Source organism: Actinomadura citrea, assembly GCF_013409045.1.
Lineage (GTDB): Bacteria > Actinomycetota > Actinomycetes > Streptosporangiales > Streptosporangiaceae > Spirillospora > Spirillospora citrea.
The window spans coordinates 101,921-116,830 of record NZ_JACCBT010000001.1 but is presented as its reverse complement, the minus strand read 5'-3'; the positions used below and the strand labels follow the sequence as shown (position 1 = coordinate 116,830).

At 71.9% G+C, this 14,910-nt stretch carries 9 protein-coding genes; 2 read left to right on the top strand and 7 right to left on the bottom strand.

The genetic code is table 11. From position 1 onward, the window contains the following. Positions 1–48: 48 nt before the first annotated feature. The 4 genes from BJ999_RS00615 to BJ999_RS00600 form a co-directional block, all read right to left on the bottom strand. On the bottom strand, positions 49–1,653 hold the full coding sequence (locus BJ999_RS00615) for a protein kinase family protein (RefSeq protein ID WP_179831426.1): 1,605 nt from the start codon (positions 1,651–1,653) through the stop codon (positions 49–51). Between the two features lie 164 nt (positions 1,654–1,817). Then, positions 1,818–3,536, bottom strand: coding sequence for a murein biosynthesis integral membrane protein MurJ (gene murJ, locus BJ999_RS00610; RefSeq protein ID WP_229810089.1), 1,719 nt, complete (start codon positions 3,534–3,536; stop codon positions 1,818–1,820). Then, positions 3,529–6,009: a DUF6049 family protein gene (locus BJ999_RS00605; RefSeq protein WP_179831425.1), complete on the bottom strand. Its 2,481-nt coding sequence runs from the start codon at positions 6,007–6,009 to the stop codon at positions 3,529–3,531. The genes murJ and BJ999_RS00605 overlap by 8 nt, the downstream gene beginning before the upstream one ends. A 167-nt stretch (positions 6,010–6,176) precedes the next feature. Further along, positions 6,177–6,716: an aminoacyl-tRNA deacylase gene (locus BJ999_RS00600; protein WP_179831424.1), complete on the bottom strand. Its 540-nt coding sequence runs from the start codon at positions 6,714–6,716 to the stop codon at positions 6,177–6,179. Positions 6,717–7,097: 381 nt separating this feature from the next. Between BJ999_RS00600 and BJ999_RS00595 the strand changes: the two genes are divergently transcribed. Both BJ999_RS00595 and BJ999_RS00590 read left to right on the top strand, forming a co-directional pair. Beyond that, positions 7,098–8,573, top strand: coding sequence for a CCA tRNA nucleotidyltransferase (locus tag BJ999_RS00595; RefSeq protein WP_179831423.1), 1,476 nt, complete (start codon positions 7,098–7,100; stop codon positions 8,571–8,573). Further along, positions 8,570–9,883 (top strand): adenosylmethionine--8-amino-7-oxononanoate transaminase, encoded by a 1,314-nt coding sequence (locus tag BJ999_RS00590; RefSeq protein WP_229810070.1) that lies wholly within the window; start codon positions 8,570–8,572, stop codon positions 9,881–9,883. The genes BJ999_RS00595 and BJ999_RS00590 overlap by 4 nt, the downstream gene beginning before the upstream one ends. On the opposite strand, the gene BJ999_RS00585 is transcribed toward BJ999_RS00590, so the two are convergent. From BJ999_RS00585 to BJ999_RS00575, 3 genes are all read right to left on the bottom strand, one after another. After that, on the bottom strand, positions 9,880–11,199 hold the full coding sequence (locus BJ999_RS00585; RefSeq protein ID WP_179831422.1) for an MFS transporter: 1,320 nt from the start codon (positions 11,197–11,199) through the stop codon (positions 9,880–9,882). The genes BJ999_RS00590 and BJ999_RS00585 overlap by 4 nt on opposite strands. Before the next feature lie 573 nt (positions 11,200–11,772). Further along, complete coding sequence (locus BJ999_RS00580) at positions 11,773–13,545, bottom strand: ABC transporter substrate-binding protein (protein ID WP_229810069.1); 1,773 nt, start codon at positions 13,543–13,545, stop codon at positions 11,773–11,775. 261 nt (positions 13,546–13,806) lie between these two features. Beyond that, complete coding sequence (locus tag BJ999_RS00575) at positions 13,807–14,886, bottom strand: inositol-3-phosphate synthase (protein WP_179831421.1); 1,080 nt, start codon at positions 14,884–14,886, stop codon at positions 13,807–13,809. Positions 14,887–14,910 lie beyond the last annotated feature (24 nt).

Genomic DNA, 14,910 nt, shown 5'->3' with positions numbered 1-14,910 from the left:
TGCGCCGCTCCACGTCACAGCTCACATCGGCCCCCTGCCGGAACGTGATCAGCCGGCCGCCCCGTAGACGGCGATCTCGCCGAGCCGCCCCTTGAACGGCCCGCCGGGCAGCTTGGTGAACCAGACGAGCACGTACCGGCCTGTGGCCTGCGGGTTCGCGGCGAAGGCCACCTCGCCGCCGTTGGGGGCCTGCTCCCCGACGCGCTTCAGGTCGGTCGGGGACTGCGAGTCGCCGACGCGGACCTGCAGCACCCCGCCGCTCACCGGGGAGTAGACCTTCACGTTGGCGACCTTGACGGGCTTGCCCATGTCGAGCAGGACGCCGAGGCCCTTGGAGTAGCGGCCGAAGTCGGAGTCGGCGTAGCTCTGGGTCTCCCAGGAGCCGCTGGGCTTGCCGTCGATGACGGACGCGAGGTTCTTGCCGATCGCGCCGTCGACGTGGCCGCCCACGGGGCGTTCGGCGGGCGAGACGCCCTGCGGGGCGAGCTTCGCGACGGACGGCTTGGGCGGCGCGCTCGTCTGGGAGTTGTCGGTGGCGCCGCCGCCCTTGGGGTCGTCGTCGCCGCCGGTGCCGGACAGCGCCCAGGCGCCGAGCCCGACGATGACGGTCAGCGCGGCCGCCGCGATGCCGATCAGGGCGGGGTTGGCCGGCCGCTTGGGGCCGCCGTGGCTGTGCGCGGGCGTCGTGCGGGTGGAGGTGGACGGCGGTGGAGGCGGGGAGGCGTGCCGCTGGGCGCGCGCACGCGGCGGCGGGACGTGCGAGGCCGCGGGCGGCTCGGGCGCGGGCTGCCGGTGCGGCTGCGTCGGCGGCGCCTGCTGGGGCGCGGGGCGCCTCGGCGGCGTCTGCCGCGGGGACGCCGGCGGGGCGTTGCCGAGCCCGGCGAACAGCGGCAGCGGGGTGCGCGGGACGCCGCGCAGCGCCTTGGCGAGGTCGGCGGGGGTCGCGAGCGGCTCGCCCGTGCCGATGCCGAGGCAGCGGCAGACGATCGAGTCGACCCCGTGCGAGATGCCGGCCTGGACCTGGCGGGGCGCGTGCGGGACGCCGTCGGACGCGGGCGCGGCGGGCAGCGCGGAGCCGTCCTCGTCGCCGGGCCAGTGGGCGGTGAGCGCCGCGTACAGCATCCGGCCGAGGCCGCGGACGTCCTCGGCGGCGGAGTCGTCGGAGCTGCGGTCGCACAGGACCGCGTCCGTGGCGACGCCGAGGATCTTGACGGTGCCGCCCGTCGTCCAGACCAGGTCGCGGGGGGTGAGGCAGAGGTGCGAGAGCCCGGCGGCGTGCGCGGCGGAGATCGCCTCGGACGCCTCGTACAGCAGCGTCGCGGCGCGGCCCGGCTCCAGCGGGGCCTTGGAGAGCATGCCCTCCAGGGGCTCGCCGGCGACCCATTCACTGACGATGTAGGCGCTCTCCCCCGAGTCGTCGGCGTCGAACACCTGGGTCAGGCGGGGGTCGGTCAGCCTGCTGGCCGACCGCGCCGACGTGACCGCCTCGGCGATCCGGGGGAACTCGGGGTCGAAGGTGCGGACGGCGACCGCCCGCGCGAGGATCTCGTCGATGGCCTTCCAGAGCGACGAGCCGCCCGAGTCGCTGATGCGCTCCTCGAGCCTGTAGCGGCCGGCGAGTCGGGTGCCGGGCTCGATGACTGACGTGCTCACGGCAACGTCCTGCACAGGTGGTCAGATCCCATGTTCGTGGCGTGGCAGCTTACGCCTCCGACCCTCCTCTTTGCGTTCCCCAGGGTGTCGCCCCGCAGGCCGTAGTCCCCCACATGGTAGTGGTTACTCGCGCGAGTGGCCGCCTTATCGCCGCGCGTCCTTTTTTACTTTGCGCGTCCCGGCAGCCGGCGTGCGAACGTGGCGATGGTCGTCTGGATCTCCTCCACGCGCATCAGCTTGGCGAACAGCACGTACAGCAGCCCGCCGCCGAGGGACCCGGCGACCAGGGTGGCCAGTGCGGGCAGCATCGTGTCGGTGCCGCCCAGGGCGTCCGCGATCGTGTGCGCGGCGTAGGCGAACCCGATCAGCGGCCAGATCGCGACGAGCAGCTTGAGATGGCCGCCGACGATGCGGCGGCCGTCGATGCCGCCGAGCTTGCGGCGCAGCACCAGCCAGCAGGTGATCGTCCCGACCAGGTTGGTGACGGCGAACCCGCCCGCGATGCCGACCACGATCCACTTGACGTCGAGGACGTTGTAGGCGGTGAACGCCATGATGATGTTGGCGGTGGTGACGACGAGGCCGACCAGGGCGGGCGTCCGGGTGTCGCCGTGGGCGTAGAAGACCCGCAGCATCAGCTGGTAGACGGAGAACGGGACGAGCGCGAGCGCGAACATCTGCATGACCCGCGCGATCACCAGGGCGTCGGCGGCGGTGGTGTTGCCGTGCGCGAAGAGCACGGTGGTGATCTCCGGTCCGAGCACCAGCATCAGCGCCGCCGCCGGCATGATGATCACCGAGGAGAGCCGCAGCCCGCTGGAGAACGCGGCGCGCACGTCGGCGGTCTTGCCCTCGGCGGCGAACCGGCTCATCCGCGGCAGCAGCGCGGTGATCACCGACACCCCGACGATCGCGTAGGGGAGCTGGAAGAGCTGGTAGGCGTTGAAGTACGGGGTGTACCCGTAGCCCTCGCCGAGCCCCTGGTCGAAGGCGAGCTTGCCGGCCCGGTTCGTCAGCGCGGTGACGACGGCGAGCGCGACCTGGGTGGCGACGACGTACAGCAGCGTCCAGCCGGCCATCCGCCCGACCTCGCCGAGCTCGCCGCGGCGGAAGTCCAGCCGGGGCCGCCACCGGAACCCGACGCGGCGCAGCGACGGCCACAGCGCGACCGTCTGCAGGACGATCCCGCCTGTCGTGCCGACGGACAGCAGCATGAGCTGCTGGTCGGAGATGGTGGACGGGTCGACGCGGCCGGTGGTGATCGCGAGGAACGCGCCGCCGACCGCGATCACGACGATGTTGTTCAGGACCGGCGCCCACATCGGCGCGCCGAAGCTGCCGCGCGTGTTGAGCACGGCCCCGGCGAACGCGCCGACGCCGTAGAAGAACAGCTGGGGCAGGAAGAACCGTGCGAACAGGACGGCGACGGCGCGCTGGTCGCCGGTGTAGCTGCCCGCAAGGACGTCGATGAACAGCGGCGCGAGCAGCACCGCCACGACGGTGAGGACGGCGAGCCCGATCACCGCGAGGGTGAACACGCGCTGCTCGTACTGCTCCCCGGCGGCCCGGTCGCGCTGCTTGGCCCGCACCAGCAGCGGGACGATGACGCTGGTGAGGATGCCGCCGAGCAGCAGGTCGTAGATCTGGTTGGGGATGGTGTTGGCGGTGTTGTAGGCGTTGGCGACCAGCCCGGTGCCGAGCGCGGCGACGATGACGGCGGTGCGCAGGAAGCCGGTGATGCGGGACGCGAGGGTCCCCACCGCCATGATCGCGCCGGACTTCAGGATGCCGGACGAGCCCTTGCCGTCCTGCTTCGGAGGCGTGTCCACGATCGTGGTGTCGGCGTCCGGGGCGCTCCCGCCGGGGAGGGGGATGTCAACCACCGTCTCGGCGGCGATGTTCCCCGCGCCCGGCGGCCGGCCCGTCGGCGGCGGGCCCGGGTACTGCGGCGGGGTCCTCGGGCCAGGAGTCTGCGGGCCCGGCCGCCGGCCCTGCGGGATCGGCCCCTGCGGGCGCGGTCCCTGAGGCGGGGGGCCCTGGGGCGGCGGGCCCGGCGGGTACCCCTGGGGGTCGCCCTGCGGCGGGTAGCCCCGTCCCGGGCGCCCCGGAGTATTCGGCGGAGGGTATCCCGGGCCCTGGGAACCCGGGCCCGGGGAGCCCGCCCCCTGGTTCCCCTGTCCCTGTCGATCCCATTCCGGTCGACCCGTCACCGGCTGCCTCCGCTTTCCGGCGGCGCCTCGCTCTGATGGCCCGCACTCCGACGCCCACGAAGAGTACGGCAAGTCCGCCGCCCGTGATGAGCAGGGCGAGCCGCCCGTATCCGGTCGTGGTGACCGTGATGGTCTCGCCGTCACCGTACGTCCGGCCGCCCGCGCCGGGAATCTGCAGATCGAGGCGGACGCCGAAGTTGCCGTTCCCGGCCGCCTGCGCCGGGATCCACCGCTGGGCCCGCTCCCCGGGCCCGAGCTCGATCACCGCGTCGTCGGGCTCCAGCTCGCCGAGCTTGAGCTTGGCGGAGTTCTCCGAGGTCACGACGAGCCGGACCTTCACCGACTGGTCGCTCAGCGTGTTCTCGACCAGGACGGGCAGCTTGCCCGAGCTGCCCCCCATCAGCACGCGCCTGTTCTTCGGGGGGACGACTCGGACCCGGTGCATGTCGTTCCTGAGCTCGTCCTCCAGCTCCTTGCGGGCCCGCTTGGCGCGGCTCGGCGACGTCCGCCAGCCGACCGACTCCAGCCGCAGCACGGCGCGCTCGTAGGAGATCTTCACCGGGCCGGTCATCACGGCCTGGAACGTCGCCGCGCGCTTCGCGATCGCCCGGGTCTGGTCCAGGTGGACGTCGCCCAGCTCGAACTTCTCGTAGTCGTCGGAGTAGCCGTGGAAGGCGCGGTCCTGCGGCTGGGCCGACTCGACCGACCGCAGCGGCACCTCGCGGATCCAGGACGCGGCCTTGGTGTAGGTGAGCAGGTTCTTGGCGAGCCCGTCGGAGGGGTCCCACAGCCGGTCGGGGGCGACGACGACGGTGCGCTGGACGCTCGGCGCCTCCGCCGCGATCATCGCGGTCTCGGCGAGGAAGCGCTGCTCGCTCATCAGCGCCCGGGAGGCGGACCGCGACCCGTCGTCGAGGATCTGGGTGACCGTCTGGTCGTAAAGGAGGGCCTTCTTGGCGCCCAGGTGCGTCTGGAGCGCGGTGGTCGCGTTCGGCTGCGCGCCCGTCGCGGGGTTCTCGAACTGGGAGCTGCTCATCAGGAACGACCCGCCGTCCTTCAGGGCGTACCTGGCGAGCTGTTCGAGCGTGCCGGGCCCGCCGACGCCGGACGCCGGCCAGGCGACGTGCGCGTCGGGCTGGCGGCCGAGGAGCTGCGCCACGAAGCCGGTGTTGCGCGCGTCGAAGGCGACGCCGATGTCGCGGGTCGCCTTGCGCCGGACCAGGGCCGTGACGTCGGGGTCGCCGTAGGGGAGGACGAAGTAGGGGTCGCCCTTGGAAGCGGTCTTGAGCGACGTCAGCCACGTCGCCGCGACCTTGCTCTTCTCCTTCCGGACGCCCTTGGCGGCTCCGGGCGCCTTGACGTAGTAGTCGCCCGACGCCATCTGCCGCACGTCGTCCAGCAGCGCCGGGTCGATCGCCCACGTGACCGGCGTGCCGGTGGTGGCGGCGGCCTCCACGAGCCGGTGGAGCCGGCCGCCGGGCGACAGCTCCTTGGTGAGCTCGTCGTCGATGAAGGTGCGGTCGTTGGCACGGTGCATCCGGTCGATCAGCGGCAGGACCCAGCCGACCGCCACCGGCTTGAAGCTCCGCTGCTTCGGCATCAGCGTCAGGAAGGTCGTCAGGCCGCCGACGACCTGCTGCGCGGAGTTCAGCACCTCGACGCGCATCGGGTACACGCCGGGGGTGGCGGCGGGGGCGCGCAGGCCCAGCTGCTGCGCGGTGGTCCGGAAGCTCCAGCCCTGGGTCACGCCGGGCCGGGTCGCCTGCGCGAGCGACTGCTGCTGCGGGGCGACGTTGGGCAGCGCGGTCTGCTGCCCGGACGCGAGCTGGTCGAGCTGGCTCCGGCTGGTCATGGGCTGGGCGCTGTAGCGCAGCCGCAGGGTGAGGCCGGCCAGCGCGTGGCCGGTGCGGTTGCGCGCCGCACCGGAAATCTCGATGTTGGATTTCGCGGTGAGGGTCTTCGGCGTGACCTTGGTGAGCGCGAGCGCCACCTGCGCGCGTGCCTGGGCCGCGGCGGGGGCGCCGGCAGGGGCCTTCGCGGGGGTCCGAGCCCGGACCCCGGCGGGGGACGCCATGGCCGGGGAGGCCGCCATCGTGAGACAGGGCAGCAGCGCGGCCAGCGCCAACGCGCGTCCGACCGCTTTCACGCCGTGTCCGCCCTCACGCCGTGCCCGTCCAGAACCCGTCCGGCGGCGCGAGGACAGGCCGAGGACGGCGGGCGTCGTTTTCCCGCACCACGGCCCCGATGGTAGTCCGTCGGTGTTCATGGCGTTGCCCGGTGCACCCGCCCGCCGGGCAACGCCGGGCGCGCGGGTCAGGTCGTCACGTGGTCCCGCCCCGGGGCGGACGCGGCGCTGAGCGGGGCCAGCAGGTCGACGGGTTTCGGGTGACAGAGGGAGTACAGCGCGCTGGCCTTGATGCCGAGCGCCGTGGACGCCTCGCCGGTCGCGGTGTAGACGACGCCGTGGGCGTGGAGCCCGTCCACGAGGCCGCGGTCGATCAGCAGCGGCATCGACTCCGGCAGGAGCAGCGGGCAGACCAGGCCCGCGGCGTACTCGGTGACGGCGTTGACCACGTCCGCGTGGGCGGGACGGACACCGCGGGCCCCCACGCCCAGCCGCACCGCCTCGGTGGACGGCCGCCGGCCTGCCGGGACGATCGCGCCGGCAAGGAAGGGGCGGCCGTGGTGGGCGCCGTCGCAGGAGTAGACGCGGGTCACCAGGCACCGCTCCGGCGGCAGGCCGAGCGCCCTGGGCAGTTCGTCGGCCCGGGACATCGCTAGGCGCAGCCGCACGATCTCGTGCGCCGTCTCCCAACCGAGAAGCGCGCGGTGGATGGTGAGAGCGTCCTTCATGTTCGGCTCCATCCCGCGGGGGGCGACCCCGCTCACCCCCGGATCTGGTTTCCCTACGGCCCCGTGCGTCGCACACTGCGGGGGGAGACCCCCACATACCCGGAACGGCAGGTCTCATCCCTGCCGCGCGGCACGCGAACCCATGCGACGCACCTCAACCGCACGTGCGGCGGACCGTGGCCCTTTTGGATCCCGCTACCGTTGTCGGTACGGGAGGCTCACCGGGTCGCGCAGGGCGTCGTCGGGGTGCCCGAAACGTAACCCGGGGAACGGGGCGTGTGAAGGGCCCCGTCCTTCTTCGGCCCCGAAAGGACTCCCGTGCGGGCCCCGGCGCTCGCCAGAAAGTCCTTTGTCAGCCCGTCAACCAAGGAAATACGCTCGATGGCCGTGCCAGACCAGAACGTGACCCCAGAGTCCTCGCGGCGTACCGCGATCGCCGAGCTGCTGCGCGGGATCGCGCCCGTCGCCGACGACCTCGGCGCCCGGTTCGCGGCGGCCGGTCACGAGCTGGCGCTGGTCGGCGGGCCCGTCCGGGACGCGCTGCTGCGCCGTCCGACCAAGGACGTCGACCTGACCACCGACGCCCCGCCCGAGCGCACCCTGGAGATCATCCGCGGCTGGGCGGACGCGCACTGGACGATCGGCATCGACTTCGGCACGGTCGGCCTGCGCAAGGACGGCGTCGAGCTGGAGATCACCACCTATCGCAGCGAGTCCTACGACCCGAAGTCCCGCAAGCCGGAGGTGTCCTACGGGACGTCCCTCGTGGAGGACCTGCGCCGCCGCGACTTCGCCGTCAACGCGATGGCGGCGCGGCTGCCCGGGCACGACTTCGTCGACCCGTTCGGCGGCCTCACCGACCTGCAGCGCAAGGTGCTGCGGACGCCCGGCCGGCCGGAGGACTCCTTCAGCGACGACCCGCTGCGGATGATGCGCGCCGCCCGGTTCGCCTCCCAGCTCGGCTTCACCGTCGCGCCCGACGTCGTGCGCGCGATGAAGGACATGGCGGGCCGCATCGAGATCGTGTCGGCCGAGCGGGTCCGGGACGAGCTGTCCAAGCTGCTCTGCGGCCGGTACCCGCGGGAGGGCCTGGCACTGCTGGTCGAGACCGGCCTCGCCGCGCACGTCCTGCCCGAGCTGCCCAGGCTGCGGCTGGAGATCGACGAGCACCACCGGCACAAGGACGTCTACGAGCACTCGCTGATCGTCCTGGAGCAGGCGATCGCGCAGGAGGAGGGCGGCCCCGACCTCGTCCTGCGGCTCGCGGCGCTGCTGCACGACATCGGCAAGCCCAAGACCCGCCGGTTCGAGACGGGCGGCCGGGTCTCCTTCCACCACCACGAGGTCGTGGGCGCGAAGATGGCCCGCAAGCGGCTGACCGCGCTGCGCTACCCGAAGGACGTCATCTCCGACGTGTCCCGCCTCGTGGAGCTGCACCTGCGCTTCCACGGCTACGGGACCGGCGAGTGGACCGACTCGGCCGTCCGCCGGTACGTGCGCGACGCCGGGCCGCTCCTCAACCGCCTGCACAAGCTGACCCGCGCCGACTGCACCACCCGCAACAAGCGCAAGGCCGACCGGCTGCGCCGCACCTACGACGACCTGGAGGTGCGGATCGGACGGCTGGCGGAGGAGGAGGAGCTGGCCGCGATCCGCCCGGAGATCGACGGCAACGAGATCCAGGAGATCCTCGGCATCACCCCCGGGCCCCTCGTCGGCCGCGCCTACGGCTTCCTCCTCGAACTCCGCCTGGACCGCGGCATGATCGGCAAGGAGGCCGCCGCCGACGAACTGCGCCGCTGGGCCGCCGCCGAGGGCATCGGCACCACGTCCGGCCGTGAGGAGGACGGCAAGTGATCCCGTTGCAGCTGGGGCGGATGAGCCCCCGGGAGACCGAGCGGATGCTGGAGTTCGACCGGGAGCACATCTGGCACCCGTACGCGCCGATGCCGGCGACGGCGCCCGCGCTGCCGGTCGTGTCGGCGGACGGGGTGCGGCTGACCCTCGCGGACGGCACCGAGCTGATCGACGGAATGTCCTCCTGGTGGGCGGCCGTGCACGGCTACAACCACCCGAAGCTGAACGCGGCCGTCACCGGGCAGCTCGGCAAGATGGCGCACGTCATGTTCGGCGGGCTCACGCACCCGCCCGCCGTCCGGCTCGCCGAGCGGCTCGTCGAGATCTCTCCCGAGCCGCTGACCAAGGTGTTCTTCGCCGACTCCGGGTCCGTCGGGGTCGAGGTCGCGATCAAGATGGCGCTGCAGTTCTGGCGGTCGCAGGGGCGTCCGGAACGGCGCCGGCTCCTCACCGTCCGGGGCGGCTACCACGGCGACACGTTCGGCGACATGGCCGTCTGCGACCCGGTGAACGGGATGCACCACATGTTCACCGACGCCCTCACCCAGCACGTCTTCGCGTCCCCGCCCCCGCTGGGCTACGCCACCGAACCCGACGAGGCGTACCTGGACGAGCTGGCGGATCTGGCCGCGAAGCACGCGGACGAGCTCGCCGGGATCATCGCGGAACCGATCGTCCAGGGCGCCGGCGGCATGCGCTTCTACGCCCCCGAGTACCTGCGCGCCCTCCGCGACATCGCCGACGAGCACGGACTGCTGCTGATCCTGGACGAGATCGCCACCGGGTTCGGCCGGACGGGCGAGCTGTGGGGCTGCGACCACGCCGAGGTCGTCCCCGACATCATGTGCCTCGGCAAGGCGCTGACCGGCGGCTACATGACGATGGCCGCGACGCTGTGCACCGACCGCGTCGCCCACGGCATCACCTCCGGCGAGGCGGGCGTCCTGATGCACGGGCCCACCTACATGGCCAACCCGCTGGCCGCCGCGGTCGCGTCCGCGTCCATCGACCTGCTGCTCTCGCGCGACTGGCGGGACGAGGTCGACACCATCGAGGCGGTCCTGACCAGCGAGCTCGACGGCGTCGCGGAGCTCCCCGGGGTGGCGGACGTCCGCGTCCTCGGCGCGATCGGCGTGATGGAGGCGCGCGAGCCGGTGGACGTCCTGGACGTCCAGGAGATCGCCATGGCGCACGGTGTCTGGCTGCGGCCCTTCGGCCGGCTCGTCTACACGATGCCGCCGTACGTGTGCACGGAAGACGAGGTCCACCACATCGCCGCCGCCATGCACGCCATAGCGGAGTCGCTCTAACGCAGGGCGTGCGCGGGCCGTTGCGTGCGGGAGGCGGCCGTCCGGTAGGCCACGGCGCCCGCTGCGTAGGCCACGATCACCGCGAGGAGGGTGAGGTCGGCGCGCCCGTCCGAGGGCAGCCAGGTCGCGGCAGCGGCGGCGGCAGCGGCGAACGTCGCGTTGAACAGCATGTCGTAGACGGCGAAGACCCGCCCCCTGTAGGCGTCGTCGATCGTCTCCTGCAGCGTCGTGTCGACGCACAACTTCACGCCCTGCGACACGACGCCGAGCAGGAAGGCGCCGACCGCCCAGGGACGCTCCGCGAACGGCATGCCGAGGACGAGCAGGCTCAGCGCGGCCCCGCCGAGCTGCCACGCCACCCACGCCTGCTTGCTGATCCGCCGCACCACCGGCGGCGTGATCAGCGCCGCCGCGAAGTACCCGGCGCCGGACACCCCCAGCATCAGCGCGAACGTCTCCAGCCCCCGGTCGGGATCGCCGGCGAAGTGGTTCCGGCACAGCAGCAGCGTCATGATCAGAACGACGCCGTACAGGAACCGGTGAAACGAGATCGCACCGAGCGCCAGCGCCGCCTGCGGCCGCCGCGCGATATGCCGCCCCCCGTCCACAAGCCCGCCCAGAACCCCCCGGATCGCCTCGACGGCCCGGGGCGCCTGCGACACCTCCGCCGCAGTGGTGACGTCCTCCGCCGCCCCGTGGGGGCCGAGCAGGCCCTTCGGAAGGGTCGTCGCGATCAGTCCGGCCAGCAGGAACAGCGCCGCCGCGACCACGAGGATCAGCGCCGTCCCGTCGTGCCCCGCACCGAACACCCGCCGGAACCCGTAGCCGACGCCCGCGCCGGCGAACGCGATGATCGTCCCGGACGTGACACTGAACGCGTTCGCCGTGACCAACTGGTCGCGTCGCACGACGTGCGGGAGCGCCGCGGACAGCGCCGCGAGGAAGAAGCGGTTCACGCCCAGCACGACGAGCACCCCGAGGAAGAAGCCGAGCCCGTCCTGCCCGCCCGCCACGAGCCCGGCGACGATCAGCACGAGCAGCGCGCGCAGCACCGGCGTCCACACGAGGATCTGCCGCCGCCGCCACCGGTCGATGAACACCCCGGCGAAGGGCCCGAGCGCCGAGTAGGGCAGCAGCGTCACCGCGAACGCGGCCGCCGCCTTGGCCGCCGTCGCCTGCCGCTCGGGCGAGAAGAACACGTATCCGGCGAGCGCCACCTGGAACACGCCGTCCGTCAACTGCGAGGCAAGCCGCGTCCCGTAAAGCCGCCGGAAATCCCGCCCTCGCAAGATCCCCCGCAACTCACCAGCCTGCATCTGATCAGGTTATGTCCTGTTTATTGCACTCCTCTCCTCCTTCGGACCCTTGGTGCCCTCCATCGTCGAGGACCGCAGCCGATCGCCGGCATCGCCCCATCGCCGAGCGATCAGGTGCTCGCAAGCTCGAACCTGCCCTCGGACGCGATCGCGTCCCCAGGTCATCGCGTGGTCGCTGCGGTGGCTGAGGCCAGCGCTGTGTTTTGCAGCGCGTACTGCGGCCGATCGAAGCACCGCTTCGCAGTTGCCTGGCGGCCGGCTCGCGATCAGGGGGACCTCCGGCGAAGCCGAGCGAAGACGCGATCGTGCGGGACTGAATCGCCCAGCGGCCCGTCCAGTGGGAACAAGGTGGACCGTCAGGGACACAACGACACCAGCCACCGACCGAAGGGGCGCTGGGACCGCAGCCGGCGCCGCAACCACGCGGCGACCTCAATGGTTGCGATCGCGTCCGAAGGCAGATTCGAGCGAAGCAAGAATCTGATCGCGCAGCGAGCCGCAAGGCGAGCCGGAGCGATGCCAGCGATCGCCCGCGTAGTTGTGGGGCGGGGCGCTCTGCGCCCCGCCCCACAACTACGCAATAAAGACCCTCGTGAGGTCGTAGGCGGCGGTGGTGGGGAGGAAGAAGGCGCCGTGGACGCGGGAGGAGCGGTAGGTGGTCTGGGCGCGGTCCAGGAGGGGGACGATCGCGGCGTCTTCCATGATCTTCTGGTCGGCCTGCTGCCAGTAGCCGGCGGCGCGCTGGGCGTCGGGGGCGGTGAGGGCGGCGTCGATGAGGGCGTTGACCTGAGGATTGTCGTAGCCGCCGTAGTTGGTGGAGTTGGGGCCGTAGGTGCGGCCGTCGAAGAGCGGCTGGATGATCGAGCGGCCGTTGTTGCCGTACCAGTCGGGGACCCAGCCAGGGGCGGCGATGTCCCAGGCGCCCTCGCGGGCGCGGGCGGGGGTGGAGAGGGTGCTGGAGTAGAAGGAGCCGCCCGAGTCGGGGGCCAGTTCCGTCTCGACTCCGCAGGCGTCGAGGTTCTGGGCGATGGACTGGGCGATCAGTTTGTGGACGCTGTTGGTCCGGTACGGGAACTTCAGCTTGAGGCCGGGGCGGCCCGCCTTGCCGAGCAGTTCGCGGCATTTGGCGGGGTCGCCGGACTCACCGGGCGTGGGGTAGTGGTTGACGGCCGCGTAGCCGGAGTTGCCCGGCGGGATCACCGTGTGCAGCGGCCTGGCCACGGACGGCCCGCCGACGATCTTGATGAGGGCGCTGCGGTCGACGGCGTACTCCAGCGCCTGCCGGACCGCCCGGTCGCCGAGCGCGCCGCGGTTGCGGGGGCTGCGCGTGTTGAACACCAGGTACGGGCTGTTGTTCGGGGTCTCCCTGATCGCGAAGCGCGGGTCGTCGCGCAGCCGCGGGATCGCCGACGTCGGGACGGGCTGGTCCCACGCGAGGTCGGCGTTTCCCTGCTCGATCTGCTGCTGGACGGTCTCCGGCGAGTCCTGCCCCAGCGTGATCTGGATCTTCGCGACGTGCCGCTCGCGCAGCGGGTCCGAGCCGGCCTGCCACGCCGGGTTGTGAGTGAGCAGGTAGGAGATGCCCGGCTTGTAGTCGGTGATCTGGTACGGGCCGTTGGAGACGGTGTGCTGCCGGAACTCGGCACTGTCCGGGACGTACCGGTCGTACTCCTGCGGCGCGGCCGCGGTGACCGGGAGCGACAGCAGGTTGAGGAAGTCGCTGGCGGGACGCTTCAGCTTGAACACCAGCGTCCGTTCGTCCTTGGCGCGGACGCCCTCGAAGCCGTGGTCGCGCTGGTAGGCGGCGATCGCCCCGGCGTCCTTGGCGTTGACGGAGCCGTATCCGCGGCAGAACGCGTCCATGCCCTTGAGGGTGGAGACGAAGTAGCCCTTGGCGGCGGACGGCGAGGCCGGGTTGCACAGCCGTTCGAAGGCGCGGACGAAGTCCTGGGCGGTCACGGGGCGCGGCGGGTTGGTGTTCCACCGGACGCCGTCGCGCAGCCGGACCGTGTACGTGCGGCGGTCCTTGCCGACGTCGCCGTTCTCGCGTGTCGGGATCCGCTCGGCGACGTCGGGCCGCACGGGGACCGTCTCCTGGAAGTCGTTGGACGCCCGGTTCCCGAACAGGGTCCGGGCGAACATGCGGACGAGCCCGTACGCGCCGACGCTGGCCACGGACGCGGGGTCGAGGTGCTCCACGTCGGACGAGCCGACGACGCGCAGCGTGCCGCCCTGGCGGGACGCGCCCTCCGCGGACGCGCCGTCCCCTCCTCCGGCGCATCCGGCGAGCCCCACCACGAGGCCCGCCAGCCCCGCCGTCACCTTGATCATTTCGCGTGCCGCCACGGTGTCACCTCACTGACTCAGAACCTGGCGCGCTAGTCACCGGCGGTGTCACAGTAGGGCCAGAGCGTGACAAAGGGCCGGTACATCACCGTTTCTCTACAGAAGTAAGGACGCCCTGACAGTGGGATGTCCACTGACAGGGCGTCCTTGGAGAACTTTGTGATCAGGCTCTCAACGGCTCGTGAACCTCGTCCCACCTGGGATGCGAGCCGCCGACCCCCGGATGGGGGAACGCTGACCGGCGCGTTGCGCCCGCCGGTCTTAGCGCTCGATCTCGCCGCGGATGAACTTCTCCACCGCGTCGTGCGCCTGGTCGTCGTTGTACTGCTCCGGCGGCGACTTCATGAAGTAGGAGCTGGCCGACAGGATCGGGCCGCCGATGCCGCGGTCCTTGGCGATCTTGGCGGCGCGGACGGCGTCGATGATGACGCCGGCGGAGTTCGGGGAGTCCCAGACCTCCAGCTTGTACTCCAGGTTGAGGGGCGTGTCGCCGAAGGAGCGGCCCTCCAGCCGGACGTAGGCCCACTTGCGGTCGTCCAGCCACGGCACGTGGTCGGACGGGCCGATGTGCACGTCCGCCTTCGCCATCTCGTGCGGGATCTGCGAGGTGACCGACTGCGTCTTGGAGATCTTCTTGGACTGGAGCCGCTTGCGCTCCAGCATGTTCATGAAGTCCATGTTGCCGCCGAAGTTGAGCTGGTACGTGCGCAGCAGCTCGACGCCGCGGTCCTCGAAGAGGCGGGCCATGACGCGGTGCGTGATGGTGGCGCCGACCTGCGACTTGATGTCGTCGCCGACGATCGGAACGCCCGCGTCGGTGAACTTCTGCGCCCACTCGGGGTCGCTGGCGATGAACACCGGCAGCGCGTTGACGAACGCGACCTTGGCGTCGATCGCGCACTGGGCGTAGAAGCGGTCGGCCTCCTCCGAGCCCACCGGCAGGTACGACACCAGGACGTCCACCTCGGCGTCCTTCAGCGCCTGCACGACGTCGACCGGCTGGGCGTCGGACTCCTCGACCATGTCGAGGTAGTACTCGCCGAGGCCGTCGAAAGTGTGCCCGCGCTGGACGGTCACCCCGGTGGGGGGCACGTCGGCGAACTTGATGGTGTTGTTCTCGCTGGCGTGGATGGCCTCGGACAGGTCCATCCCGACCTTCTTGGCGTCCACGTCGAACGCCGCCACGAACTCGACGTCGCCCACGTGGTACTCGCCGAACTGGACGTGCATCAGGCCGGGAACTCGCGTGTCGGGGGTCGCGTCCTTGTAGAACTCGACTCCCTGGACGAGTGAAGAGGCGCAGTTGCCCACACCGACGATGGCTACGCGCACCGAACCCATCCGGTCGCTCCTTCTCTGTTGCGG